Source organism: Pseudactinotalea sp. Z1739, from assembly GCF_049725055.1.
Taxonomy (GTDB): Bacteria; Actinomycetota; Actinomycetes; order Actinomycetales; family Beutenbergiaceae; genus CALKWS01.
In genome coordinates, this window is the sequence record NZ_JBMPQA010000018.1 from 14387 (window position 1) to 40327 (window position 25941).

Genomic DNA, 25941 nt, shown 5'->3' on the forward strand with positions numbered 1-25941 from the left:
TCAGGTTCGCGGGAGTCGCGGTGCGCGGGCCTCTAGGCGTCCTCGTCCACCCAGAGGTCCTTGAAGTAGTACCGGTCGGCCTGGGCTCGCAGCTCCAGCCCCTGCACATGCGGCTGCGCGATGTAGTACATGCTGTTCCACACCACCGGTAGGAACAGTTCGGTGCGTTCACGGATCGCGGCGGCGTCCCGCAGGATCTCCTGTTGCTCGTTCTCGTCCACGGTCTCCTGGGCGTCGAGCACGCGCTCGGCGAACTCCCGCGCGAGCGGCTCGGTACCGTCGTGGCGGATCTGCTCCACCGTCTCGGTGCGTTCACTGGAACTCAGGGATTCGTCGGACTGGACCTCCAGGAGCTCGGCGTATGAGTCGATGTCCAGCCCGGCCTCCCGGGTCATGTTCGGATCCCAGAGTTGCTGGACCTGGTAGGGCCAGGTGCTGATCCCGGAGAAGGAGCCGTACCAGAGTCCGAAGTAGTCCTCATCGTGGGTGTCATAGCGCCGGTCCACGTACACGCCGACTTCGACGACATCCTTGGTGACATCGATCCCCAGGTTGGTCTGCCAGGTGTCCACGATCGCGTCCAGTTGCGGGAAGTCTGCCCCGGCGAGCAACGTCAGGTTGGGAAAGCCCTCACCGTCGGGGTAGCCGGCTTCGGCGAGCAGGCGCTGGGCCTCGGCAACCGCCTCATCGCCCCACATCTGCTCGTGGGTGGCCAGGTCCTCGCCCCAGTCCGGGGTGGCGGGGGAGAGGAGCGTGGCGGCGGGCTCGGTGAGTTCGGAGATACCGGCGATCTGCTCCCTGCCCAGGCCCAGGTTCAACGCGGTCCGCACCTCCTGGTCCTGCAGAATCGTGTTTTCGCTGTGCAGTGGTGTGACGTAGGTGGTGCCGGAGTTCTCCAGCAGGATCAGGTGCTCACTGAGGTCGGGGTCGTTGATGAACCGGGTGACCTCCGCCGGCTCGGCGAGTGCTTGGATGTCCACTTCGCCGCTCTCGTAGGGCACTGTGGTGGTGATGGAGCCCTGCTCGATGAGTTGGACGTCGATGCTGTCCAGGGCGACGTTCTCGTTGTCCCAGTACTCCGGGTTGCGCTCCAGGCGCATGGAGGAGTTCGAGACCCAGTCCACCAGGTTGTAGGGCCCGTTACCCACCCAGTTCTCCGGCTGCTGCCAACTGTCGTCACCTTCGACTGCGTCCGGGTTCAGGGGCAGCATCGAGGGATAGGTCAGGCCCATGATGAACCCGGGATTGGGTGCGGCCAGGGTGAACTCCAGCGTGGCCTCGTCCAGCGCCCGGATGCCCACCTCGTCGAAGTCATCCACGATCCCGGCGTTGTACTCGGCCGCGTTCAAGATGCCCAGGTTCGCCTGGTAGGAGGAATCCCCGGTTGCGATCCCGCCGGTGCCCCGGGCGGGGTCGAGCAGGCGCTGATAACTCCAGATGAAGTCCTCGGCCGTGACCGGCTCACCGTTGGACCAGTTCGCCTCCCGCAGGTGGAAGGTGTAGGTCAGTCCGTCATCGCTGACATCCCAGTCCTGCGCCATCCCCGGGCGGACATCGGTGCCGTCAGGGGTCTGCAGCACCAGACCTTCCAACAGCCCCATTTGCACCAACCACATCCCGAAGGTGATCGACTGCGGGTCGATGTGGGCGAAGTTGGTCACCTGCACGGTGATGTGCCCGCCCTGGGCCTGCGCGGCGGTCCCGCCGCCGTCTTCGTCGTCGTCCTCGACCCCGGCGCCGCCGTTGCCGAAGAGGTTGCAGCCAGCCAGCAACAGCGCGCCGGCGGTGGCGACGGCGGCAAGGCGCAGCCAGGATTGGATCGGACGTGGGGTCGACACTGACATAGGGGCTCCGGGGGTGAGACGTCAGGCGGCCATCGCTCTGACGGGCAGGATGGCATCGAGCAACTGCTGGGTGTAGGGGTGTTCGGGATTGGTGAAGATGGACTCTCGATCGCCGTACTCGACGATCTCTCCCTTTCGCATCACCGCGACGGCGTCCGACATCTTCTCCACGACGGCCAGGTTGTGGGAGATGAGCAGGTATGCCACGCCCAGGCGCTCCTGGATCTCGTTCAGCAACTCCAGGATCTGGGCCTGGATGGACACGTCCAGCGAGGACGTCGGTTCATCGCAGATCAACACGTCCGGGTTCGGTGCCAACGCCCGGGCGATCGCGATCCGTTGCTGCTGTCCACCGCTGAACTGCTGGGGGTAGCGCTGCGCGTCGTCAGGGGAAAGTCCGACCAGGCGCAGCAACTCGGCCGCGCGGTCATCACGTTCGTCCTTGGTGCCGATCTTCTGCAGTCGCAGGGCCTCGGTGATGTTGGTACCGGCGGTGTACTGCGGGATCAGGGAGCCGTAGGGGTTCTGGAACACCATCTGCATCCGGTTCCGCAACAGGTGTGACTCCTTGGAGTGCACATCCACCCCGTCGAGGGACACCTTGCCCTCATCCAGATCGTGCAGGCCCATGACGAGACGCGCCACCGTGGACTTGCCGCTACCGCTCTCCCCGACCAACCCCAGCGTGCGCCCGGACCTGATCTGGAAACTGACGTCCTGCACGGCCGGGACATCCCCGCCGGCGGTATGGAACGTCTTGTGCATGCGCTCGGCGACGATGATCGGTTCGGACTGGGCGGTGGCGTCCCCGGTCGCCTCGGTGGAGCCCCCCGGCTTGATGGGGCCGGCGGTGTTGCGGGAGGTGTTTCGAGCGGTTCCCACCTCCAGCGTCGCCGAGAGCAGCATCTTGGTGTAGGAGTCCTGCGGATCATCCAGGACCTGCTCGATGGTGCCCTTCTCGACGACCTCCCCCTTGTTCATCACCAGGACGTCGTCACAGAACCGCCGGGCCACGCCAAGGTCGTGGGTGACCATGATCATCCCCGTGCCACCCTCCTTGATCTGTGCCAGCAGGTCCAGCACCTGGGCCTGCACGGTCACGTCCAGAGCGGTGGTGGGCTCGTCGGCGATGAGCAGTTTGGGGGAGGAGATGATGGCCATGGCGATCATCGCGCGTTGACGCATGCCGCCGGAGAACTGGAAGGGATACATCGAGGCACGATGTTCGGGTTCGGGGATGCCGACATCACGCAGGGCCTCGATCGCCCGGGACCGGGCCTGCCGTCTTGAGCAGAGTTTGTGCCACGTGAGCGCTTCGGCGAGTTGCTTGCCCACCCCGATGGTTGGGTTCAGCGCCTCCATGGCGTTCTGGAAGACCATCCCGATCTCCCGCCCGCGCACCTTGCGAAGGGCGCCGGGAGACACGGTGAGCAGATCGGTACCGCGGTAGCGGACCTCGCCGTCGAGGATCTTTGCCGTCTTGGGCAGCAGCCGCAGGAGCGAACGGACGGAGACACTCTTTCCGCTCCCGGACTCACCAACGATCGCCAGGGCGCGACCTTCTTCCAGGGTGAAGTCCACGCCGTCGGCGGCCACGAAGGTGCTGCCGTCGGCGCGGCGGAACCCAGTCCGCAAGCCCTTGACCTCCAGCAGCGGGCTGACCGGTTCCTGGGCATTCTGAGGCAGTGTGTTCACCCTTCCTCCTGTGTGACGTCGAAGGCATCGCGGACACCGTCACCGATCCAGGTGAAGGCCAGCAGCGTGACGGCGAACGCCAATGCCGGGGAGAGGACCATGTGCGGCATCGACGTGGCGTAACGGACCCCCTCGTTGATCATCGCCCCCCACGAGGGCATGTTGGCGATCCCCAGACCGAGCAGCGATAGACCCGCCTCGGTGGTGATCGCGGCCGGGACGGCGAAGCTCGTCGTGACCAGCAGCGGACCCAGGGCGTTCGGCAGGATGTACCGGGTGGCGATCGTGGGACCTTTCGCCCCCATGCCCTTGGCCGCCTCGACGAACTCCCGCTTCTTGATCGTCATCACCTGGGCGCGCATCAACCGGGCCTGGGTCACCCAGCCGGCGACCGCGATCGCGGCCATCACGGCCCAGAAACTGCGGCCGAAGACCGTCACCAGCAGCACCGCGAACAGGTACCCCGGGAAGGCGTACATCACGTCGGTGATGGCCATCAGGAAGGACTCGACCTTGCCACCGCGGTATCCCGCGGTTACGCCGATGAGCAACGCTGCCAGCACCGAGATCACCTCGGCGACCAACGCCACGAGAAGCGCGGTGCGGAATCCGAAGATCATCCGGGACAGGATGTCCCGGCCCAGCACGTCGGTGCCCAGTGGGTGCCCGGGGGTACCGATCCCGGCGAGGGTCTGGCCGTAATTCGTCGCGGAGTGGTGGTAGGGAGCGAGCACCGGAGCGAAGATCGCCACCAGTGCGATGACTACCACAACCCACAGGCTGATGAAGGCCAGCCGGTTGCGACGGTACCTAGCCCAGGCTCTTGCCCACGGTCCTATTCCCTTGGCTTTCGTCTGCTTCGGGGTCGGAGATGGCTGTTGTTCTGCGGTTTCGACTGCCACGGAGCTTACGCCCACTTTCTGCGCGTACGCGCGGGTCGAGAAGGCCGTACACGAGGTCGACGATCAGGTTGGTGACCATCAGGATGATGGCGAAGAACAAAGTGGTGCCCATCAGCAAGGGCATATCCCGGCTCGTTGCGGCCTGGGTGAAGGCCAGACCCAGGCCGGGGATGCGGAACATGGTCTCGATGAAGACGGTGCCGGTCATCAACGCGGCCAGCATCGGACCGCTCACCGTCACCAAGGGAATCAAGGAGTTCCGCAGGACGTGCTTGACGATCACGACCCGGTACTTGCCGCCCTTGGCCAGGGCTGCGGTGACGTACTCCTCCCGCAGGGTGTCCAGCACTGAGGAGCGGACGTAACGGGCCAGGACCGCCAGGGGCCCGACCGCCAAGGCGAGTACCGGTAACACCAGATGTTCAGGCCCGGACCATCCAGCAGCGGGCAGTATCCGCAACCAGCCCGAGAAGATCAGGATCAGGAAGACCCCGACCAGGTAGCTCGGCAGCGCGTTGCCCATGGTCAGCACGAACATCGAGCCGGTGTCCCACAGCGACCGCTGTCGCAGGGCCGCGAGCACCCCGATCGGGATGGAGATCGCCAGGGCCAGCGCCGTGGCCAGCACGGCCAGGGCGCCGGACACCGGGAAGCCCTGGGCGATCAGTTCCTCCACGTTCTGCGCCGGGTACCGGTAGGAGGGACCCAGGTTCCAGGTCAGGGCCCCGCGCATGAAGATGAGGTACTGCTGCCAGGCCGGAACGTCCGTGCCGTAGCGGGTGGCGAACTCACCGACCACCGCCTGCATCTGCTCCCCGGCCATGCCGGTGGCTCCGGAACTGGCCCGCTGGATGTCAGCGAAGTTCCCCGGGGCCATCTGCAGCAGCGTGAAGGCCAGCATCGACACCGCGACCAACGACAGGGCCATGCGGACCAGTCGACGACCGATGAATCCGATCATTCCCATGCCCACCTCTGCTTCGTCATCGTTGGCCGAGGGTCAGCCGGGCGGGGGACCGCCCGGCTGACCGCTCATGTGAGGCAGCGAGGATAATTCTCACTCCGCCGCGTCCTCGTCAACCCACAGGTCCTTGAAGTAGTACCTGTCAGCCTGAGCGCGCAGCTCCAGGCCCTGGACGTGGGGCTGGGCGATGACGACCGAGGAGTTCCACACGACCGGGACGAAGATCTCGGCCTCTTCACGAAGCCCCGCAGCCTCGCGCAGGATCTCCTGCTGCTCGGCTTCGTCGACCGTAGCCTGCGCATCCTCGACACGCTCGGCGTAGGCCTGTGCGCTCGGGTCGGACATGGTCGCCAGAGTTTCCTCGATCTGCTCGTTGCGTTCAGTCGCGGACAGATCGGGGTCCTCGTTGATCTCCTGGAACTGCTCGTAGCCCTCGTCGGTCAGCGCGAACTGACGCGTGAAGTTGGGGTCCCACAGTTGCTGGACCTGGTAGGGCCAGGTGCTCACCCCGGAGAAGGAGCCGTACCAGTAACCCAGGTAGTCCTCATCGTGCAGTTGTGCCCGTCGTTCGACGTACACGCCGACCTCGACCACGTCCTTCACGACTTCGATGCCCAGGTTGGTCTGCCAGGTGTCGATGATCGCGTCCAACTGGGCGAAGTCGGACCCGGCGAGAAGGTGCAGGGTGGGGAATCCCTCCCCGTCGGGGTAGCCGGCATCTGCCAGCAGGCGCTGGGCTTCCTCGACCGCCTCGTCACCCCACATCTGATCGTGGGCGGCGATGTCCTCGCTCCAGTCCGGCACGATCGGGCTGACCAGTGTCGAGGCGGGTTCGGTGGTCTCGGAGATCCCCGCGATGTCCTCCCGGCCTATGCCCAGACTCAATGCGGAGCGGATCTGGGGGTCTTCAAGCAGGGTGTTCCTGCTGTGCAGCCGGGCGAGGTAGGTCGTGCCGGAGTTCTCCAGCACGTTGACGTGTTCGCTCAGTTCCGGGTCGTTCATGAAACGGGCGATGTCGGCGGGCTCGCCGAGTCCTTGGATGTCCACTTCGCCGCTCTCGTAGGGCACTGTGGTGGTGATGGAGCCCTGCTCGATGAGTTGGACGTCGATGCTGTCCAGGGCGACGTTCTCGTTGTCCCAGTACTCCGGGTTGCGCTCCAGGCGCATGGAGGAGTTCGAGACCCAGTCCACCAGGTTGTAGGGGCCGTTGCCGCGCCAGTTCTCCGGCTGCTGCCAGTTCTCATCGCCATCGATCGCGTCCGGGTGTAGCGGCAGCATGGACGGATGCGTCAAACCCATCACGAACCCTGGGTTGGGGCCCTCGAGGGTGAACTCCAGCGTGGACTCGTCCAGGGCCTTGATGCCGACCTCCTCGAAGTCCTCGGCGGCACCCGAACTGTACTCGGTGGCATTGAGGATGCCGAGGGTGGCCTGGTAGGACGATGCTTCGGTGGTGACTCCGCCCGGTCCACGGTCGGGGTCGAGGAGCCGCTCATAGGTACGCACGAAGTGCTCGGCGGTGATCGGGTCACCGTTGGACCAGTTCGCGTCCCGCAGGTGGAAGGTGTGGGTCAGTCCGTCCTCGCTGACCTCCCACTCCTGCGCCACAGCCGGGCGCACATCGGTGCCGTCGGAGGTCTGCAGCACCAGGCCCTCCAGCAGGCCCTTCTGAACCAGCCACATGCCGAAGGTGATCGACTGGGGGTCGATGTGGGCGAAGTTGGTGGCGTGGACCGTGATGTGACCACCCTGCTCGGTTTCCGCCCCGTTGTCACCACCGGCCTCGTCGATTCCCGAGCCGCCGTTACCGAACAGGTTGCATCCGGCCAGTACCAGCGCGGCGGCCCCGGTTACGGCAACGGACCGGACAGCCCGGCGTGCTGAGCGCTTCTTGGGAGTGGGTGCGGCTTTCATCGTGATCCTCCTTGATACGAACCCAACGTAATTGGGACTGTCCGAAACTACTGTAGAACACTGACGCTATGTCGGCTAGTGCGGGTGGTCAAGGTCTTGCCGGTCACGGGTTGATCACGGGTTGGTGACGGATCGGGCGGTGCGCGCGTGGACCGGCTCCGCGACGAGTTCGGTGATCGCCTCGAGCACGACGCGCTCGGCCGACATGGCGAGGCGGGCCGGCATACCGAGGTAGTACGGCGCCTCGTCGGGCTCGTAGCCGCCTTCTGCGTGGTGCGGCGCCCCGACCAGGTACGTCGTCATCCCGTCGGTGTATCCCATCGGCAAGCAGGTGTGCCCGCTGACCCGCTTGGCGTGCAGGCCGTAACGACTGAATGGTTCGCCCGCCATCCCCAGCAGTCGCAGCCGTTCACTGAGGTCCACCCGGACCATGTCGAGAACGGGTGTGCGGGCGAATCTGTCCGGATGGTCCAGCATCAGCCGTGCCCATTCCCCGACGTAATCTTCGGATGCGGCCAAGCGCCGCAACTCACTGGTGTCCACGCGATCCTGCACGGGTAGGTCCACCTGCGCCCGGCTGACGCCGATCCGTGGAGGTCCGGCGTCGTGCGCGGCTCCGAAGGCGGTCCGGGCCGTGCGGGCCAGGTCCTGGCCCATCCGCTCGATCTCGGGTTCAGCCCCGTCCCGGAACAACCCGTCGGGGGTGTACATGTCGGGGTTGACGTCGCCGCAGCAGCCCTGCAGATACATCACCACCGGCGCGATGTCGGATTCCAGTTCGGTGGTGAGCGCGCCAGGAAAGTCCGGGCTGAACGCGTGGCCGTGGTGCACCACCGGATGGCAGGCGAAGTGCACGAACGCCGCCCGGCTGCGCCCGGATTCGTCGACGAAGCGCACGGCGGTCAGTTCCGGGTCGATCGGTGTGTTGGGCAACGCCCCGGCCGTGCGTGCCCAGCGTCTGTTCACGCTCACGTCTGCCGTGGCACGCCCGATCTCGACGCGCACCGGTGAGCGTTCGCCCAGGGCCGCTTCGATACTGGCCAGGGTCGTCCGGCGCAGGTGATCGAGGTAGTTCGGATCGACCTTCCCCAGCGAGGGGGCCATGTACCGGCACGTCTGCGGCCCGGAGTGGGTGTGCGTGGCGTGCAGCACGAGGTTCTGCTCGGGGATGCCGAAGTCGGCGCGGACCGCCGTGCGCAGGGCCTGGACCAACTCTTCGCCCCACCACAGCAGGTCCGCACCCACGATCACCACCGGTGGTTCGTCCCGTCCGCCCAGCACGAAGGTTCTCAACTGGAGCGGGGCCAGGACCGTCTCGGCCGGCCCGAGTGCGGATCGGCTCGCGTACCCGGCCAGATAGGTCGGTCCGGGTGGTGTGATCTCAGCCCGGTGGGTGCCCAGCAGAATCATGGCCGCAGGAGCCAGGAACTGTGGCCCACGGGTAGGTCGACCCCCAGCTCCACGAACTGGTGGCCGTGGCGTTGCACGGTCCGCACCCGCACATCCTCGGAGTCGGGTTGGACACTTTCGGGTAGCGCCAGGATCACGGCGGCTCCGGGAACTGCGCGGGGACTGTGAGCCCGCACCCGCCACCCCTCGTGGACCCGGTGCACGTGCACGTGCACGTCGCGGCGGGTGCGCTCCCAGGTGTTGATCTCCTCGGCCGTCCACCACGGCATCCCGCGGTCGCGCGCGGCCTCGGCGACATCGACACAGGCTTGCGTGGTCAAGGGGCGTTTGCGCAGGTGCGGGCCGTGGAACAGGAAGTGAGCCACGCCGTGCTGCGCCTGCGCGGCATCGAGAATGACATCTCGCACCGAGATGTGGCCTGCCCACGCGAGATCCTGGGTGTGCAAGGGAAGGTTGAGCACGTCGTGGAACGTGTCATCGTGACCTGCCGGTCGTAGCGGAAAGGACACGTGGGCAGTGCCGAAGGGGAAGCCGATGGTGCCCTGCTTGCTGGGCCCGCGGGAGGAATCGATCTGGATCCCGACGTGCTCGCACCACGTGTAGAACTCCGTCCAGCCCTCCCAGCGGGTGTAATGGTTCTTGTTCGACACGATGTCTTCGCGACCGCTGATCGCCTGTGCCCAGGCGTACTGGGCGCGCAACTGCGGCCACCCCCAGTGGGCCAGGTCGGAGTCGGCCATCGCGTTGTAGTGCAGGGACTGCTCATGTCCCGCATCGGTGATCTCGGCGAGCACCTCCTGCCCGTAACCCCCGGGGTAGACCTGGTGCCACGTGACGTTGACACCGGCGGCGGCGAACGCCTCGAGTGCGGCGCGCCCGTCGGCCGGATCGTTGCCGTCGGCGTCGTGTGACATGTGCGCGATCGAGTCGATGCCGGCCGGCCAGTAGTCGAGCCACGCCATGCCCGCTCCGGTATGCCCAGCGGCTTGCCACAGCGCCTGCAGGAGGAGCGAGCGCCACCAGTCCGCATGCGGCTGGTCGAAAATCGGAACGGCCGACGGCGGGGGATAGGTGTGGGTGTAATCCGACGGTAGGTCCGGCTCACCGGGGGGCATCGCACGATCCTCTTCGAGATCGAGGGCCACGCCGTCCTCAGCCTTGAGGATGTCGTCATCGATCGGGGCGGTGCCATCGGAGGAGGGGGCGCCGTCGTCCCTGACCGGATAGCCCTGCTGGATCCGGCAGATGGTGTACCAGAGGTCCACCCCGAAGGTGAGGACCATCCCGGACCCTGAGGTGGACCGGATGATCGCCGCGCTGCCATCGCTGAATGTGGCCAGCACCTCGGCGTCTTCGTCCGGGCGTAGTGCGTGTCCGCGCAGCGCGCGGATCGGGCGCGGGGGGCGCTGGGCCCAGTCTTGGCCACAGGTGACCGTTCCCGCGACCGCGGGTGCCCGGTTCGTCACGCCGGCGACGTCGGCCAGGTCGCCGGGGTCGTCGGTGATGACCAGTGCCCCCCCGTCGCGCACCCACGCAGTCAGTGCGCGGGCGTGCGCACCGGTTACCGGCTCGGTGACGAGAACGACGCCTCCGGGGCGCAACGCATCGGGAGAATCGGCCAGGCGGTAACTCATGCCGGCGTGGGAGAGAACCTCCCGGGCATAGGCGGCCCAGGGCACGTCCTCATCGTGCGGCTGGTTACGAGTCCAGAGGGTCAGGACTAGTGCGTCATTGCGATCTTCTGAGGTCACAGGACACACCTTGCACGATCAGAGCCTATTTAGGCAAGTCCGAATCAAGCGTTTCGGCCTCGCGCAATAGTCAGGCCTCGAGTCGCTCATCCAGAAGTTGATACCGCACCGGCGGGCGTCCCACCTTATGCTGCCGCGCCGGAGGCATCGGCCACGCGAGGCCGGCGTCGACCAGGTTGTGCAGGGTACGGCGTGCGGTGCGGAGCGTGACCCCCTGGAGCTTGGCGATCCGATCGGCATCGACGACGCGCTCGCTGTCGCCTTCGGCATCCAGTGCCTGCACGATGCTGCGCAACGTCTTGGCGTGCTGGGTCGCGACAGGCTCCCGTTCCGGTGCCGGACCGGTCCCCGATGCTGCGAGGGAGATCGGTCCTCCGTTCGGGCCGATGAGGAAGGCGCGATCCCCGGGTTGCTCGGCGGAGAGATTGACCGCGGCCTGGGCGTGCTTCTCCGCCTCGACCGTGGTGCGTCCCAATCCGATCCCGACCTCGGCCTCAATGCCCAGCGCGGACGAGACGTTGGCGAGGAAAGGTGCGCGCTGCAGGTCATCGGTACCCGTGCGTAGTGAACCCATGGTGGTGATCACCAGGAAACTCTGCTCATCGCGCTGGAGCACGGCCGCGTCCATCCGGCGGGCTTCATGCAGCAGCGTGCGGTGCAGCGAGAGCTTGAGTTCCTGGAACCAGAAGTTGCTCGAACTGGTCCGGTTCGGCAGGGCGGAGGCCGGCAGGCGCACGATGACGATGGCGATCCTGGAGTCCTCCATCCGGGCGCCACTGCCGAGCAGCCTTGCGGTACGCAGGGCGTTGCGCATCGTCAGCGGTGCAGGCGCCATGATGAGGTTCGGGATCCCGGTTGCGGTCAACGTCTCGGTGACCCAGGGCACCGTCGTTATTGCTCCGCTAGTCCGCCCGGCCTCGTAACGCTCGACGTGGAAGTCCAGGAACTGCTCGGGCGAGACAGCCTCGTGGTACTCGATGACGTGTACGTCCGTCATGTCCACACCGAGTTCGGAGTAGGTCTCGCGGACCTCCCGGGTGTTCACCGAGTCGATACTGACCCGTGCGGTGTCGACCGTTCCGCTCAGGGCTCCGCGCAGCAAGGCTGTCGGGAGCGCGACCCCACCGGTGGGGATGAAGGTCGCCGGCACCGGCAACGATCCACCCGAGGTGGCGAGATCATAGGGCAACGGCCCCGAGAACAGCAGCACATCGACGTTCTCGGCGATGCGTAGGGCCTCCTCCCGCACGCCTGCGCCCTTGTCGTCGGATGCGGCCAGGAGCCGGTAGGGGGTGCGAACCTCGGTGCGTGCGACGGCAGAAATGCGGTTGATGAAATTCTCCGCGCCGAGCACGCCGATCGTGACATCTTCGAACCCTGGTCCGTCTTCTCGGTTCTTCATCCGACCCCTCCCTTTGACATTCACCCGAGGATATCGCTTCTGAGCGGGGCAATGAGGGTTGCAGCGGGGTGGTAACTCCTGAAGTTGTCGGCCCGAATTGGGATTCGGCCACGATGACGCCGCTTCCACCCCCGGCCTGCATCGCTGAGACCTTCCACATGCCATGGACGTCTTGAGTCTCCCCCCGCTCTGGGCGGCGTCGTCTGCTCCATCCTCATGTCCCCATGTGCGCTGCGAGAGCAGCACAAACTTTGTCGCGACAGTAGAAGGGGCCTCCTGGACATCCGCACGTGGCGGACCGACCCGGCACACGCGGCGTAGACACAGCCGAAGTCGCTCAGACCCCAGATTCACCATGGTGTGGCAGCAGTTTGTCGTGCGCGCGCCCGGAAATCAACCGGCCATCCTTGACCACGCCGTCCGGTCGGTCGAGCAGTCTGGACGCGAGTTCGGCACGCCAGGGCTCCAGGTCCGGAACATCTGGGCCCAGGGTGAGGTCGTGCATCTCATCGGGGTCTGCTGACAGATTGAAGAACTGTTCGCGTCCGGTTTGGCTGAACCAAATATACTTGGACCGCCCATCGGTGAGAAAGTGCGCGCCATCAGCGTAGTCATAGTGCCCGGAGTGCTCCCCGTGTAAATACATCCGCCATTCCGACTGCCTTCTCCCCCGCACGGTTGGCATCAGGCTCCGCCCGGTGACCGCCTCAGGGATCGGAACCCCCACCGCGTCGAAGATCGTTGGGAGCACGTCCTGCAGCCCGACTGGCAATTCGCTGACAACGTTGTCGGGCATCCCGAGCGAGGCTGGCGGCGTAATGAAGAAGGGCACCCGAGCGGAGGCTTCGTACGGAAACGTCTTGCGATACAGGTTGTGGTCGCCGAGCATCTCGCCGTGGTCGGAGGTGAAGATAATCATCGTGTCGGCGAGCAACTTCTGGCGCCGTAGAAAATCGACCACGCGGCCGACTTGGTCGTCGACGTGGTTAATGAGCCCGTAATACCCTGCTCGCGCCTGTTTCATCCTTTGGGCGTCCAGATTCAGCCGCCACCCCATCACATCAGCCCCTTTTGCGGGATCGACCTCGTCTGTCCAGTCGCCGATGACCGGCTCGGGAAGATCCTGGCTCATGTACCGCTCGTAATAGAGGCTCGGTGGGGTCAGTGGGGGGTGCGGATCGAGGAAGGACAGGTTGAGGAAGAAGGGACAGGATGGGTCTCGTTTGGCGATGAACTCGATAGCTCTGCTGGCGCACCAGAAGGTGTGGGTCTGATGCTCGGGCAGGTGGCTGGGCCTGCCGACCCAACTGTTGGCGTTGACTCCGTGTGCGACGGCCGGGCCGATACTTGGGGCTTTAGCCTGGTCGCGCAGCCAATCGACGTAATCGTTGGAGAAATCCGGATCGTCCGGGGCGTACTCATACTGGGTATCAGCGAGTTCCAAGTGATCGAATCCGTAGCGTTTGCGCTTCGGTTGCAGGTGGAGTTTGCCGATCAGGCGGGTCTGGTAACCCGCCCGGGAGAGTTCTCCGGGCAAGGTGTAGGCCGGGTGCCAGGCCACCGACGTCATGCCGACCATGCCATGGGCAGAGGGCTCTCGTCCGCTCATCAGCGTTCGTCGCGCCGGAACGCAACTCGGCGACTCCGAATAGGCCCGCCGAAACCGTGTGCCGGAACGTGCCAACCAATCCAGATTTGGCGTTTGCACCACCGAATGTCCTTCGACGCCGAGAGTGTCACCGCGATGTTGATCGGTGGTGATCAGCAATATGTTCGGTTGCACCTGTTGGGATGTAATGCCCACAGAACTCCTTTCGATATCCCTCGTAGGGCGGACGTCACGGTTCTCAACCTTTCAGCGCGCCACCGGCCAATCCTTTGAAAACGTGTCGCTGCATCACGAAGAAGACAAGAATCGGCGGGATCATCACAAGGATCGAGGACGCAGCGATCACCCGTTGATCTGCAGAAAAGGCACCGGAGAGGAACTGTACGCCGACAGTCACCGGATACATTGTGGTGTCACTGAGCACGACCAGGGGCCACAGAAACTGGTCCCACGAATCGAGGAAGCCCAGCACGATGACGACTGCGAGGGAGCCGGTAACATTTGGAAGCATCACGCTCCAGAATGTTCGGAAGGCTCCTGCGCCGTCGACGCGGGCGGCTTCCTCCAGTTCATTCGGGATGTTCACAAAGGCCTGCCGCATCACGAAGATCGCGATGATCGACACCCCTTGTGGCAGCACCACTCCCAGGAAGGTGTTGAACAGACCCAGTTCCATCGTGATCATCAGCGTGGCGACGAGGATGACTTCGAACGGCAATGCCGTGGTGGCCAGCAGCACAGTCATGTAGAGCATCCGGCCGCGAAATCGGATTCGTGCCAGAGCGTACCCGGTTAGAGTGGCCAGCACTACTGTGAGCATTAACGTCATCGCCGAGATGATGACCGAGTTGAGGAAGTACTGCGGCAGCGGGATAGCGGTCAGTGCAGTGATGTAGTTGGCTACCGTGGGTTCCTCGGGGATGAGACTGCCAGGAAAGCCGACCGCTGTTTCTCCCATCGATTTCAGCGAGTTTGATATCTGCCATACGATCGGAGAGATCACGGCGAGCACGGCGAGGATCATCAGTGTCCACCTGAGGATCCGCTCCCCCGGCGAGGGCACGCCTCGGGCACGTTTGCGACGACGCGACTTGGGAACTGTCTGCTGTTCCGCTACATCTGTGTCTACTGCCATGAGGTCACACCGCCACTCTTCGGGAAGCCAGCCACCGGAGCAGGGAGACGACGACAACCAGAGCGAATAGAAATACACTGATCGCCGAGGCGTAGCCTGCATCCGTGCCGGGCGACACACCCTGACGGAATAGGTAAAGCACCACTGTCTCCGTGCTTCGTCCGGGCCCCCCGCCGGTCATCACGTATGGTTCCGTGAACGTCCGGATCGAAGAGATAGCCGCCAGAATCGCGATCAGAAGCGTGGTACCCCGGATCTGCGGCAGGGTGACGGACACAGTCCGTCGCAGCCAACTGGCTCCGTCGAGTTCAGCGGCCTCTTCGAGTTCCTGCGAGACGTTCTGCAACGCCGCGAGCAGAATGAGCGTGTAGAGCGCCACTCCTTTCCACAAGGTGACAGTCATCAGGCTGAAGATCGCGATCGAGGGGTCACTGAGGAACCTGATCGGTTGGTTGATGGCGTTGACGGCGATGAGCATTTGGTTGATCATGCCGTCCGAGCGCAGCAGCCATTCGAACAGGATCGCTACGATCGCCATAGGCATCACCATCGGCGAGAAGACGATCGTTCGCACCAGGGTGGTACCTCGCATCAGGGTGTTCAGCAACAACCCGAGGCAGATCGCCAAGACAGTAATTGTCGGCACGACCACGGCGACGTATAGCAGGCTCCGCCCGACCGCCGCGTGGAAGGCCGGGTCTTCTGCCAAGCGTGCGAAGTTGTCCACACCGATGAACCGCCCACCGCCGATGGTGCGCACGTTCGTGAACGACAGCACGAAGGTGTTGATCAGGGGCGCGAACAGGAACGTGCCCTGGATGACCAACACGGGGGCCAGGAACGCCAGCGGCACGTACCATCGGTGCCGACGGACCCTGACCCCCGTCCTACTGGTCAGTTCCTGGTCGAGTTCAGGAGCCGACTGGGAGATAGTTGTCACTCAGCGCGTCCCTGAAGGATCGAGGTGATCGCCTCCTCGGCCCGCTCCAAGGCGATGGAGATCTCTTCATCGCCCATGAGCGCCAACTGCATCTGTGCCCACAGTTCCTGCTCGATCTCCCGGTCCACGTCATCCGACTGCGGGGCGACGCGCTCATCGAGCAAGTTCTGCGCGGCGATAGCTCGGCCCTGGTCCACGAGGTCCTCGCCCGCCTCGGTGAAGAACGGCTGGTTTAGAGCGTCCGGCGTGCTCGGGAAGACGACCGACTCGTTGGAGAGGAGGAGTTGGTTATCGGAATTGGTAACGAAACGAGCGAACTCGATTGCCGTCGCCGGGTTCTCCGACGTGGTGGGGACCGCTAGGCCATGGGCCACAAGCCAGGCATCGTCGTTCTCATCCACAACGGGCGGGTGGACTTCTAGGTCGGCCAGTAGGTCAGGCGCGTTTTCATCGACGATCCGCAATTGGTTCGGACCGCCGGAACCAAACGCCACTTGTCCCTCGGACAGGACCTCAAGTCCGCTTCGGGGCTCTGCGGTGATACTGTCCGCCGGGATGCCGCCGTTGAGGTACAGAGCGTGTAACCGTTCCACGACGTCTTGGGCTTCCGGGGTGTCGATGACGGCCTCAGTGGCGTCATCGTTCACGATCGGAGTTCCCGTCGCCAGCAGAGCGTTCTTGAATGTCGACGCCCCGAGTTGGAAGCCGGCGTATTCGGTCTCCTCGCCTATGACGGCGGATGCGTCGATCATGTCGGAGTACGTCTGCGGTATCTCATCGAGGCCAGCCTGTTCCATGATGGTGGTGTTGACCACCAACACTGGTGTGTTCAGATACCAGGGGAGAGCCGAAATCTCCGGGCCGCCGATGGCGAAGAGTTCCCAGGCAGACTCCAGATAGTCCTCCTGCGCCTCCGGAACCACGGCAGACATGTCCATTACCCGGCCCTCTCGGGCAAGCGGGGTCAGGTGCCCACTGTCGAGGTTGAGCACATCAGCCAGGTTCCCCGAGGCGGCGTCGGCGTTGAGTTTCTGCGCCGTCCCGTCCGTCGGCACGTCAACCCAGGTCACCGTCACGTCCGGGTACATTTCCTCGAACTCGTCGATGTAGCCGTTGATCAGGTCATCGAAGGTCGGTGAGAGTTGCATCGTCTGGAAGGTGATCTCTCCGGCGATCTCGGCATCGTCGAGTTCCTGGAGTTCGGGCGTCGCATCCTCGGGTTCACCGAGTCCGCAGGCCGCAAGTGTGAGAGCGAGGGCTGACGCTCCTGCCATCAATCCGAGCGACTTCGTTCGCTTAATCCTGTTCATTCGGTGGCTCCTTGCCGATGTGACGTTGCGAGGCAACGGCACTGTAGTGATGGGCGTTCAATGTGTGGGTCTTGTAGGGCTATAGGTCCGATCGCGGGTGTCAGGAGGTAGTGAGCAAGGTGCGGAAGGCTGCGGTGAAGCCCGTGAGGGAGGGCATCCCGAACACGTCCAGGGCCGGCACCGCTATCGCAGGAAGGCTCGCGGTGTATCGATCCAGGGTGTCCGGCGGGCCTGCCATGAGCACCACCGCAGGCTTACCGGAGCCTTCGACGCTGGCGATCGCATCCGCCTCCCACGCTGTGGGGCCGGCTTGGCCGTAACTCACCATCACCGTTGCTCCGGAGAGTGCGCCAACCTCATACTGCACGTGCACCGTGCGACCTATGTGGTTGGTGAGCAGGGTCCCGAGAGCATCAGCGTCGGGTGCCTCACCCGATGGCTCGGCCATCACCATGGTGATGGGATCTTTGCCGGTAGGCAGGTTCGGTTCGCCGAGAGTGGCCACGTGGAGTTCCTCATTGAACAGCGGCACGATGTCCGCCGAGACCTGGTGCGACTCCGTGGGCACGCTCAGAGGCGCTGACAGCACACGACCGAACGCCTCGTAGACCCGTTCCTCCGGCAATGTGCCGTCCAACAGTCCCCGTTCCATCCCCTCCAGGATCGATGGCACAATTTCTGGTGAGCATTTGACGTTGGCGATGTCACACCCAGCGCTGATTGCCAGCATCGCGGCCTCTGCCGGCGAATGCCGGTCGGAGACCGCTGCCATCCGCAGCGAATCAGAGACCAGCAAGCCCGTGAAGCCCAGATCGTTGCGCAGCAACTCGGTGCAGATTCGAGGATCGAAGGTGGAGACCGTCGCATCACCTTCGTCTTCGAACTGCAGATGGGCGGTCATCGCAGCCCCGAGATCCGCACGTGCCGCCTCAGCGAAGGTGGAGAGATGCAACTCCCACTCGTCGTCAGTGCGGCGAACCACCGGCAGCCCCAGATGCGAGTCCACGTTGGCGTCGCCGTGTCCGGGGAAGTGCTTGACCGTAGCGATGACTCCGGCCTCTTGCAGACCGAGTCCGTACTCACGCATATGGGGACCGACTATCCCGGGATCGGTACCGAACGCCCGCACGCCGATCACGGGATCCTCAGACGTGGTGCGGACGTCCGCCACCGGTTGGAAGCACCAGTTGTAACCGCAGGCGTCCAGGTCCCGTCCGACTGCACGGCCGGCCGAACGGGACCGCACTGGATTCAATTGCCCTAGAGCGGCCGGGTATGGGATGTCGAATCCGCCAGCGCCTGTTGTATAGGCCAGCCCCGTCTCGGCGTTCGCGCCGACAAGTACGTCCAGGCCAGTGGCATTCTGTGCCCGCTCATGCATTACGGCGTTGAATCGGCGGCTGTCACCGGCCCCATCGACACGGGGGCGGGCGCGCAGCGGCGGCCCGTGAAATGCCCCGACCCCAGCTTGGATCGCCGCGATGGTCGCTTCGCTAGGGAGGCCATCGGGGCCCTCGCTTGAGCGGACTAGGAGCAGACGGGCAAGTCTTTCCTGGTTGCTCATCGCTGCCCAGTGGTCCTTCGTCATGGCTTCTGCCCTCCGACTGACTCGTTCCCGCCGCGCCTTAGGCGACGGGTCTCTCAGATAATTCGGGCGCCGACACCACTTGCAATCGGTTGTGAGAGGACCGACCTCAAGTTCTGGCCGGACCATCGGGCCCGTCTGCTCGGCCGAACCGATCCCGCGCAGCTCTCACACGCATCTGTGCTGACGGACCACCGCCGCGGCCCCGTCGGCCCCGGCGGTGGTCTGGGGATCGCCGACTCATTGCCTTGTCAGTCTTCCGGCGGGAAGGGCCCCTGAGGCCCGGCCAGCCCGCCCGCGGCAAACCGATTCAGTTCCGAAATCGCGGCAAGCATCGTCGCCGTTCTCGAGGCCCCGAACTCGAAGGCGTAGTGAGCATAGATGTCCTGGGCGGCGCTAACGATGTTGGGGTTGTGTCGCGCGAGTACGGCCCACGTCCCGGCGTGCGTGGCATCCCGTCCGTCGCGAATGCCACCGGTTCCGTCGATAAAACGAGTGATGTCCAGGCCGTAGTCGGTCTCCACCACGGTGCGATCGAAGGTCTTCGCATACGACTGCAGGTCGCGGACTTGGGACCCGAGCCGTTCATGCCACACCTGGGCAATGAACTCCATCGACAACGCCCCGTGGCTAAAGTCCTCCGGTGCGGGATTGCCTGGGTAGGACGCGCGATTGACGGAGACGTTGTCTGCAGGGGTCCAGCCGTTGAATCCCCAGGAGCCTGTCCACTGGTAGTTCCAGAAGTATCCGTCGCCCGCTCCTGGGCTGCGATCGGACTCGAAGAGCCTGACCATCTTCTGGACCTTGTCGAGATAGGCCCCATCACCGGTCAGGGCATGCAAGTGCATCATTGCCATGCCCATCGTGTGGTTCATGTTGAATGCACACTGGATGCCGTCGACTTCGTGGGGCGATCCCTTCGGGAAGAAGTAGATGCCGGTGCCGTCTTCGTGGTCGTCCCAGTGTTCGTCATGGATCGCGACTGCATCGATGGCGGCCTGGGTGTAGGGCTGGACTCGGTCACCGAATCTGCTTGTCTGGCGAAGTTGCGGGGTGGAGGCGACGATCCTCGCGAACCAGGCGATCGGCCGGACGATGTTCCCAGTCTCCACCGGCAGATGCATAGAGCCCGGGAACTGCGCGTACTGGTCCCTGGACCAACCGGGCAGCGACAAGCCCCGGTAGTCCTCGACGCCCTGGATATGATCTCGCTGGTTCAGCGCGGCGTCTGCCCGTTCGATGAATCGATCTAGGTATGCCACATCGCGGTGGGCGATGTACATCTGGAGGTAGGCAAGCAGGATGTATTGAACCTGCCATCCCAAGACCCCTGCCAGATTGTCGGTGTCCAACGGCGGTCCGCCATCGAGGTGGTCATAGACAGCCTCGAATGCCTCGCGCGTCGTGAAGTCGAGCGCCGAGGTTGCGCCTGTGTTCGCACTAGCGTTTCGGAGTCCGCCGCCGGCGGAAGGTGCTGCAGTCGCTGTGTCCGGGGTGACGAGGCCCGCGACCGCTACCGCGCCGACGCCACCGAGCAGAAGCGCCCGGCGCGTGACGCCCGTCTGTGCCGGCTGTTCATCGCCTCCTGCGTGGCTCTTCGGGCCTTTCGGCGCTCGCTTAGCCACTCGTGTCTCTTCCGCATCCATTGCTACTCCCTCATGTGTTTTGCAGCGACATCGCTACCATTTTGGACTGCAAGCGGTTGCAGCAAGGTAGCACGATCATGACGGTCGGTCAACGCCCCCGGATGAGCAGGCCGGTTGGAACTCGGTAAAGGCGGTAGCGGGATCCAGGGTGGGCATAGGGCCACCAGCGAGGGATCGTCACACCAGCCTGGTCGCTGATGAACGGGAATGCTCAAGTGTCGTTGCGCCAATTCGCTCAACCCACGACGCACGCCGAAGGACATCACTCAGGAACAACTGCCACGGAGGTCGCCGGAAGGGGCGACGCGCTGTCCGTGACTAACGGCCGGGTCGACTCTTCCCGTCGTGCGGCCGCGGCTGAGGTGGCACGGCCAGGTAGTCTGGGTCGGGTGGGCTTCGAACGGATCGATTACCAACGGCCAGGAGTTTGGGACGGTCTCGCTCACCTACTCACCAGGAGCCACGTTCCCCGTCCGACCCCGCAATGCGGTTGGTTCCGTTGTGAACCCGGCTGGAGTTGGCAACCCACAATGCGCGATCATGATCTGTGGTTGGTTCTCTCTGGTGCAGGGCGCGGAAGGGTTGCGAGCACCGACGTGGTGTTGAGACCGGGGACTCTTATCGCCTTCCGCCCCGGTGATGAGGGCGTATTCCAACAGGACGCAAGCGACCGGCTCACTGTGGTTGCTGTCCATTATGAGTTCGTAGAGCCATCCTCAGATCAGGTAATCTCGTTGCCTTGGGAGTGGCTTCCGTCGCGCGTGCTCGACGTGCGGAACTATGCCAGGTTGAGTGAGTTTCTGCACCGCATCGTGCGGCTAAGCCGGGACTCTGGCCCGCTCTCCGTCGTCGAATGTGCCTCAGTATTGCTCCAAGCACTGCTTGAGGTGTACCGACAGGACGCCCTCGCAACGGGCTATCAGTACCTCTCGGTTGACCCACGGCTACAGGCTGCTATGGACTTGGTGCGGTACGAACCCGCGCGTCGATTGTCGCTCCCGCAGGTTGCTGCGGAGGCATGTTTGTCTCCAGAGTACTTTTCCCGCATGTTTACCGAACAGGTTGGTGTGAGTTTCCGGCAGTTCGCAGTCACCGCACGGCTTGAGCGGGGATTCGAACTCCTTAGCGAAACTCGAATGTCGGTGACCCAGGTCGCCCGTGCACTCGGCTACGAGGACCCATTCTTGTTCAGTAGGCAGTTCCGAAAACTATACGGTTGCCCTCCAAGTCAGGTTCGCGCGGTTTCGCCATGATCACCGGTTCGGTCTAGGTATCGCTCGGCTCAGGCAGTGGTGGCCGGTGCGGAGCTCGCCTAGCGTCTTAGCCATGATCTCGATTGATGAATTGTACAGCGGGACTGTGCTGGCCGAGCCAGTTCCGTCTCTTAGCGATGTGAGGGGTTCCGTGCTCGGTCGCTATGGCGAGGAGGGCTATATAGCCGTAGAGGACGCTTTTTCTAGTGCCCAGATCGATGCCGCACTTGAGGGCTTAGCCGCACTCACGATGAACCCCCGAACCGCAGACATCCAATATGAGAAGTGGGTCGCCGACCGACTGGAAGAGTTCGACGGACCGGCAAGGATGGATTGCACCAGACGCCTGATGCAGTTTGTGGACCTGGAGCCAGCGCTGAAGGCGATCGCCTACGACGAGCAGTTGCTCCGTGTCGCTCGTAAGATCATTGGCGAGGACGACATTGTCCTCTTCCAGGACATGGCCTTGATGAAACCACCTGGTGGTGGACGGGAGAAGCCCTGGCACCAGGACAACGCCTTCTTCACCATCAAGCCGGGGACGCCGATTGTGGGCATCTGGATCGCACTCGACAAGGCGACGGTGGCGAACGGATGCATGCATGTCATTCCCGGTAGTCACCGTGAAGGGCCCGTGATTCACTTCAAGCGCCGCGATTTCCAGATCTGTGACACCGATGTACAGACGTGGCGGGACGTTGCTGTGCCCCTGGACCCAGGTGGGCTACTGATCTTCGACGGGCTGCTGCACCATGGGACCCCGCCGAACACGACCGACACCCGCCGGCGTGCCTTGCAGTTCCACTACATCGCACGATCTGCGCAGATGGTGAGCCAGGGAGAGCGACTGGCTGCCTTCGGTAGCGAAGGAAAGGATGCCTCCTGTTGAGCCCAAATCGCGGTAGTCAGCGGCGTGCACGCCGCTCTCGAGGCGGCGTAGTCGCCGGAGTGGGGCGCCGAGTGGGGTGGCAAGGAAGCGTTTAGGGCATCGCGTGTCTTGCTCGGTGAGTCGTCACCCGACGCCTTGTGATGGTGGAGTTCTGTGGATGTCGACGCTCCTGGTCGCTGCCCGTGCTGTCCTGCCGGGCCCGCCCGGAGAGGCTTCTCAGCAGCGGAGGAGGCGCCGGATGCGGCGGGTAACGATCTACTCGATCGCGAGGGAGTTGGGCATCTCGGCCTCGACGGTCCCCCGCGCCTTCTCGCGCCCGGATCTGGTCAAGGCCAGTGTTCGTAAGCAGGTACTGGCCAAAGCCAAGGAGTTGGGATACGCACCTAACCGCGCTGCTCGCGGCCTGGCAACCAGGCGCACTGGCCTGTACGGCTTGTTGGTTCCGGATATCACCAACCTGTTCTTCCCCCCACTGGTGCGCGCAGTGCAGCATGCCGCCGCTTCGCATGATGCGGAGGTGGTCTTGATTGACGCTGAGCGGAGCGCGACAGCGGAGGAAGACCTGGTGAGCCGAATCCGTCCGCAGGTGGATGGGCTGATCATCGCCTCCCCGCGACTGCCCACGACCAGGTTGCGTTCGATGCTGGACGGCATTCCCAGCGTTGTGGTCAATCGTCTGGTCTGTGACCTTCCCTCCGTGGTGTGCGACAGCACTCCGGCGCTGCGTGAGGCTGCCGACCATCTGCGTGACCTGGGCCATGACCGACTTGCACTGGTGCTGGGGCCCAGCGACTCGTGGGCAGCGGCTCGACGGGCGGAGGCGGTTCGATCCTGGGCCCGGGAGGAGCGCGTCGGCCTCGTGGAGGTCGGACCCCTGGGGGCGCAGTTCCGCGATGGTCGCGCGGCCGCCCGGGACCTGATCGAGTCCGGGGCGACGGCATCATCGCCTTCGACGACCTGATGGCAGCTGGCATTATCGCCGGTTTGAACGACGATGGGGAGCGAGTACCGCAGGACCGCAGTCGTGGGGTGTGACGATGTCCTACTTGCGCGGACGATGACGCCTTCCCTGACCACCGTGGCCGCGCCGATGGTGCAACTGGGGTCCCGGGCGGTCGCGTTGTTGAGAGGGGTCATTGCGGGGGGGAATCCACGGGGCATCACGCTCACTGGTGAACTGCGACAACGCGGTACAGTGGCGCCGGCCCCGGTCTGACGTCGCACCGCCCACTCAATGGCCTCCATCGAGTGTCGGGCGATGGGGAACCGGGCCTTCAGCGGCAGTGCGACAACCTGAGCCATTGAACTCACCCGTGCTGCCGCGGGCCTGGATCACGTTTCAGTAGTTGCGGGCAACTCGGTTGGCGATGCTCTGCGCTGCGGCAGCCGCCGCGGCTCGGACATGCGGCTCGGACGGCATAGGGGTACACGGCGTTCGGTTGCTGCGGCCGCGGTGAGGGTTCCTGTGACGGCTAGGGGGCATCATCGGGAGGGTGTTTGCCTCACCGGACACAGTCGGGTAGATTCTGCAATCGCTTGCAACTACGGGAACGAAAGAGATAGTTATGGCCGCCAATGTCCCTGCCCCCGCCGCGATCAGTGTCGACATAGCGCCCACCGCCGAGCAGGCCGGCGCTCAAGCAGGTCGCCTGGCTGCCGACGTCCTCCGCCGGGCCTTTGCCCAGCGCGGCCGAGCCCGGGTGATATTCGCAAGCGCCCCGTCCCAGGAGGCAACCATCTCCACGCTCGGCGCAGCCGAGGGGATCGACTGGTCGAAGGTGACCTCGATGCACCTGGACGACTACCTGGGTCTGGACCCTCAGCACCCGGCGGCCTTCGGGCAGTGGCTGTCCGACCGGCTCCCGGAGCAGGCCCAGCCCGGGCTGGACCGGATCCGCACCGACGGCGAAGCCGGCGCCGAGGTCGAGCGCTACACCCAGGCACTCGAGGCAGGCCCGATCGACCTGGTCTGCCTGGGGATCGGCGTCAACGGCCATCTGGCGTTCAATGAGCCCGGTGACACGCACTTCAACGAACCGGCCCTGGTGCGCCAGATCGCCCTGGCCCATGCCTCCCGCCAGCAACAAGTCGATGAAGGGCTCTTCGCCACGCTCGATGAAGTACCTACGCACGCGCTGACGCTGACGGTGCCGGCGATCATGCGCGGCGCGGTGATCGTGTGCACGGTGCTCGGCGAGCCCAAGGCCGCCGCGGTAGCCGCCGCGCTCACCGGTCCCATCGCCGAGGAACTGCCGGCCAGCGCACTGCGCACGCACGCCAGCGCCCACCTGTTCCTGGACGAGGCCGCAGCCGGCTCGCTGCCGGACCACTTCCCGGCCCGGCGCGTCAGCACGAACTGACGGCGCTGTACCGATCATGCGCAAGTCAGCAACCCGATGTGCCCTTCGCGACCGCCACTAAGGTCTTCTGCCCACTCAGATTGGGTACGCGGCGGTCGGGTGAGGCGCCTATCGTGCGGTGTGGCCGCGGACATATTCGATCGGTGTTAGGAAAGCCGCGGAAGGCAGCGGCGCGCGTGGTCGGAGGTGTAGGGGGATGGGGCGTAGGCCCATTCTTCGAGCATGGTGCGGTTGAACCGCTTGACCCTGCCGTTGGTTGTGGGCCGATAGCGCGGCACGGGAGCGGTAGGCCGGGCCGCTATCAGTCCGGACCCGGTGCGCAGTATCCCCGATTCGGTGAAGGCACCTGCGCGGGCCAACTTCGTGACATCCAGGTGCACCAGGTCTCCCGGGGCGGGGTGCTCATAGCACCAGACCTTGCCTCGGCAGTCCGCACCGGTGTTCTCCAGTGGCCGGGTCAGTGAAGGACCAACCGCAAGCATCCGTAGCGGGTCAAGATCTCGTGCACCGCGGAGGGGTGCATACCCAGGTAGTAGCCGGTCCGGGCCGCCCCAGAGCGGCGAGAGACCCGCAGGTCCACCCGCCGCCGTGGGGTGCGGTACGCGCGCCGGGCCGGGCGGCTGGAACGGTCTACCATGCCCGCCACGCCTTCGGCGCGGTGCCGCTGCGCCCACCTGCCAGTTGTCGTCACTGACCCGGCATCGCGCAGATTGGCCCTCACCGGAGCCAGTCCTCGTGGTTGGTGGCGATGAACTGTTCGTCCAGCAGGTTTGGGTAGCGGGCACGGACCTGGGCGATCAGGTCGCTCTGGCCGGCCGATAGCGTGTCGGTGCCCAGTGTGTTGGCGGTGGGGACCAGGCCTTGTTGGCGTAGTACTTCGTTGACGCCGGGTACGCACCCGGCGAAGTTGTGGTCGACGTCGAAGACCGCGTGGTTGATGTCGACCATCGCGGTGGCTTCGCTCAGCAGGTCCATCGGCGCTGCGCCGGTGTTGACTGCGGTGTTGATCCGCTGGAGTTGGTCGACTGCGGCCCGGGTTCCCACGGCCCACTGGCCGAGTAGGCCGCCGCTGGCGCGGACTTGGCGTTCCTTGCCGGCTACGGTGCGCCGGTAGGGGGTGAGTAGGTCATGGATGATCGCGTCGTCGTTGCCGGTGAGTAGGGTGATCTGGTCCCAGCGGTCGTGTTCGAGCAGGACTTGGGCCACGTCGTTGGTGCGGTACCGGTCGAACGGGGCTGCCTTGACGCCCACGACGGCTTCCAGGTCGAACAGGCTGTGCCAGAAGTTCCGGCTCAGCGCTGCCCCGCCCACGGACTCCTGTAGGTAGAAGCC

The 25941-nt window shown here is 64.7% G+C and carries 20 protein-coding genes and 2 pseudogenes; 5 read left to right on the top strand and 17 right to left on the bottom strand.

The window, feature by feature from the left end; all coding sequences use genetic code 11:
- Nucleotides 1–32 precede the first annotated feature (32 nt).
- From ACO0LV_RS17720 to ACO0LV_RS17785, 14 genes are all read right to left on the bottom strand, one after another.
- Nucleotides 33–1844, bottom strand: a complete 1812-nt coding sequence (locus ACO0LV_RS17720; RefSeq protein ID WP_424789253.1) for a peptide ABC transporter substrate-binding protein — start codon at nucleotides 1842–1844, stop codon at nucleotides 33–35.
- A 21-nt stretch (nucleotides 1845–1865) separates the two neighbouring features.
- The gene (locus tag ACO0LV_RS17725) at nucleotides 1866–3539 is read right to left on the bottom strand and encodes a dipeptide ABC transporter ATP-binding protein (protein WP_424789254.1); all 1674 of its coding nucleotides are present in this window, start codon (nucleotides 3537–3539) and stop codon (nucleotides 1866–1868) included.
- Complete coding sequence (locus tag ACO0LV_RS17730; RefSeq protein WP_424789271.1) at nucleotides 3536–4378, bottom strand: ABC transporter permease; 843 nt, start codon at nucleotides 4376–4378, stop codon at nucleotides 3536–3538. Before ACO0LV_RS17730 ends, ACO0LV_RS17725 begins: the two co-directional genes overlap by 4 nt.
- Nucleotides 4350–5408 carry an ABC transporter permease gene (locus ACO0LV_RS17735; protein WP_424789255.1) on the bottom strand — a complete coding sequence of 353 codons (1059 nt, stop codon included), beginning with the start codon at nucleotides 5406–5408 and terminating at the stop codon, nucleotides 4350–4352. The genes ACO0LV_RS17730 and ACO0LV_RS17735 overlap by 29 nt, the downstream gene beginning before the upstream one ends.
- Before the next feature lie 90 nt (nucleotides 5409–5498).
- The gene (locus ACO0LV_RS17740) at nucleotides 5499–7319 is read right to left on the bottom strand and encodes a peptide ABC transporter substrate-binding protein (RefSeq protein ID WP_424789256.1); all 1821 of its coding nucleotides are present in this window, start codon (nucleotides 7317–7319) and stop codon (nucleotides 5499–5501) included.
- Between the two features lie 114 nt (nucleotides 7320–7433).
- The gene (locus ACO0LV_RS17745) at nucleotides 7434–8729 is read right to left on the bottom strand and encodes a neutral/alkaline non-lysosomal ceramidase N-terminal domain-containing protein (RefSeq protein WP_424789257.1); all 1296 of its coding nucleotides are present in this window, start codon (nucleotides 8727–8729) and stop codon (nucleotides 7434–7436) included.
- Entirely contained in the window at nucleotides 8726–10480 is a 1755-nt protein-coding gene (locus ACO0LV_RS17750; protein ID WP_424789258.1) for a hypothetical protein, read from the bottom strand. The genes ACO0LV_RS17745 and ACO0LV_RS17750 overlap by 4 nt, the downstream gene beginning before the upstream one ends.
- 70 nt (nucleotides 10481–10550) lie before the next feature.
- Complete coding sequence (locus tag ACO0LV_RS17755) at nucleotides 10551–11882, bottom strand: hypothetical protein (protein ID WP_424789259.1); 1332 nt, start codon at nucleotides 11880–11882, stop codon at nucleotides 10551–10553.
- 337 nt (nucleotides 11883–12219) lie between these two features.
- Entirely contained in the window at nucleotides 12220–13686 is a 1467-nt protein-coding gene (locus ACO0LV_RS17760; RefSeq protein WP_424789260.1) for an arylsulfatase, read from the bottom strand.
- 43 nt (nucleotides 13687–13729) lie between these two features.
- Complete coding sequence (locus tag ACO0LV_RS17765) at nucleotides 13730–14515, bottom strand: carbohydrate ABC transporter permease (RefSeq protein WP_424789261.1); 786 nt, start codon at nucleotides 14513–14515, stop codon at nucleotides 13730–13732.
- A gap of 115 nt (nucleotides 14516–14630) precedes the next feature.
- Complete coding sequence (locus ACO0LV_RS17770; protein WP_424789262.1) at nucleotides 14631–15479, bottom strand: carbohydrate ABC transporter permease; 849 nt, start codon at nucleotides 15477–15479, stop codon at nucleotides 14631–14633.
- Nucleotides 15480–15562: 83 nt separating this feature from the next.
- Nucleotides 15563–16876, bottom strand: coding sequence for an ABC transporter substrate-binding protein (locus ACO0LV_RS17775; protein ID WP_424789263.1), 1314 nt, complete (start codon nucleotides 16874–16876; stop codon nucleotides 15563–15565).
- 100 nt (nucleotides 16877–16976) lie between these two features.
- Complete coding sequence (locus ACO0LV_RS17780) at nucleotides 16977–18590, bottom strand: glycoside hydrolase family 3 N-terminal domain-containing protein (RefSeq protein WP_424789264.1); 1614 nt, start codon at nucleotides 18588–18590, stop codon at nucleotides 16977–16979.
- A gap of 122 nt (nucleotides 18591–18712) precedes the next feature.
- Nucleotides 18713–20107 (bottom strand): hypothetical protein, encoded by a 1395-nt coding sequence (locus tag ACO0LV_RS17785; protein WP_424789265.1) that lies wholly within the window; start codon nucleotides 20105–20107, stop codon nucleotides 18713–18715.
- Between the two features lie 956 nt (nucleotides 20108–21063).
- On the opposite strand from ACO0LV_RS17785, the gene ACO0LV_RS17790 reads away from it, so the two are divergent.
- The 5 genes from ACO0LV_RS17790 (at nucleotide 21064) to ACO0LV_RS17810 (ending at nucleotide 24609) form a co-directional block, all read left to right on the top strand.
- Nucleotides 21064–21360 (top strand): helix-turn-helix transcriptional regulator, encoded by a 297-nt coding sequence (locus ACO0LV_RS17790; protein ID WP_424789272.1) that lies wholly within the window; start codon nucleotides 21064–21066, stop codon nucleotides 21358–21360.
- Between the two features lie 73 nt (nucleotides 21361–21433).
- The gene (locus ACO0LV_RS17795; RefSeq protein WP_424789266.1) at nucleotides 21434–22249 is read left to right on the top strand and encodes a phytanoyl-CoA dioxygenase family protein; all 816 of its coding nucleotides are present in this window, start codon (nucleotides 21434–21436) and stop codon (nucleotides 22247–22249) included.
- A gap of 238 nt (nucleotides 22250–22487) precedes the next feature.
- Nucleotides 22488–23210 (top strand): LacI family DNA-binding transcriptional regulator, encoded by a 723-nt coding sequence (locus ACO0LV_RS17800; protein ID WP_424789267.1) that lies wholly within the window; start codon nucleotides 22488–22490, stop codon nucleotides 23208–23210.
- A 33-nt stretch (nucleotides 23211–23243) separates the two neighbouring features.
- On the top strand, nucleotides 23244–23465 hold the full coding sequence (locus ACO0LV_RS17805; RefSeq protein ID WP_424789268.1) for a substrate-binding domain-containing protein: 222 nt from the start codon (nucleotides 23244–23246) through the stop codon (nucleotides 23463–23465).
- Between the two features lie 349 nt (nucleotides 23466–23814).
- Complete coding sequence (locus ACO0LV_RS17810) at nucleotides 23815–24609, top strand: 6-phosphogluconolactonase (RefSeq protein ID WP_424789269.1); 795 nt, start codon at nucleotides 23815–23817, stop codon at nucleotides 24607–24609.
- Nucleotides 24610–24779: 170 nt separating this feature from the next.
- On the opposite strand, the pseudogene ACO0LV_RS17815 reads toward ACO0LV_RS17810, so the two are convergent.
- The 3 genes and pseudogenes from ACO0LV_RS17815 to ACO0LV_RS17825 form a co-directional block, all read right to left on the bottom strand.
- A pseudogene (locus ACO0LV_RS17815) lies at nucleotides 24780–24962 on the bottom strand (IS481 family transposase); the annotation flags it as partial.
- 104 nt (nucleotides 24963–25066) lie between these two features.
- A complete protein-coding gene (locus ACO0LV_RS17820; protein WP_424789270.1) occupies nucleotides 25067–25330 on the bottom strand; it encodes a leucine zipper domain-containing protein in 264 nt (87 codons plus the stop codon).
- Nucleotides 25327–25941 (bottom strand): annotated as a pseudogene (locus ACO0LV_RS17825) (dihydrodipicolinate synthase family protein); the annotation flags it as partial. The gene ACO0LV_RS17820 and the pseudogene ACO0LV_RS17825, both read right to left, overlap by 4 nt.

Coding starts and splice junctions, on each gene's coding strand:
- ACO0LV_RS17720 (WP_424789253.1), bottom strand. CDS start 1,844: ATGTCAGTGTCGACCCCACGTCCGATCCAATCCTGGCTGCGCCTTGCC.
- ACO0LV_RS17735 (WP_424789255.1), bottom strand. CDS start 5,408: ATGGGAATGATCGGATTCATCGGTCGTCGACTGGTCCGCATGGCCCTG.
- ACO0LV_RS17740 (WP_424789256.1), bottom strand. CDS start 7,319: ATGAAAGCCGCACCCACTCCCAAGAAGCGCTCAGCACGCCGGGCTGTC.
- ACO0LV_RS17745 (WP_424789257.1), bottom strand. CDS start 8,729: ATGATTCTGCTGGGCACCCACCGGGCTGAGATCACACCACCCGGACCG.
- ACO0LV_RS17755 (WP_424789259.1), bottom strand. CDS start 11,882: ATGAAGAACCGAGAAGACGGACCAGGGTTCGAAGATGTCACGATCGGC.
- ACO0LV_RS17765 (WP_424789261.1), bottom strand. CDS start 14,515: ATGATCCTCGCCGTGCTCGCCGTGATCTCTCCGATCGTATGGCAGATA.
- ACO0LV_RS17775 (WP_424789263.1), bottom strand. CDS start 16,876: ATGAACAGGATTAAGCGAACGAAGTCGCTCGGATTGATGGCAGGAGCG.
- ACO0LV_RS17780 (WP_424789264.1), bottom strand. CDS start 18,590: ATGGTCCGGCCAGAACTTGAGGTCGGTCCTCTCACAACCGATTGCAAG.
- ACO0LV_RS17785 (WP_424789265.1), bottom strand. CDS start 20,107: ATGGATGCGGAAGAGACACGAGTGGCTAAGCGAGCGCCGAAAGGCCCG.
- ACO0LV_RS17790 (WP_424789272.1), top strand. CDS start 21,064: ATGGACTTGGTGCGGTACGAACCCGCGCGTCGATTGTCGCTCCCGCAG.
- ACO0LV_RS17795 (WP_424789266.1), top strand. CDS start 21,434: ATGATCTCGATTGATGAATTGTACAGCGGGACTGTGCTGGCCGAGCCA.
- ACO0LV_RS17800 (WP_424789267.1), top strand. CDS start 22,488: ATGCGGCGGGTAACGATCTACTCGATCGCGAGGGAGTTGGGCATCTCG.
- ACO0LV_RS17805 (WP_424789268.1), top strand. CDS start 23,244: ATGGGGAGCGAGTACCGCAGGACCGCAGTCGTGGGGTGTGACGATGTC.
- ACO0LV_RS17810 (WP_424789269.1), top strand. CDS start 23,815: ATGGCCGCCAATGTCCCTGCCCCCGCCGCGATCAGTGTCGACATAGCG.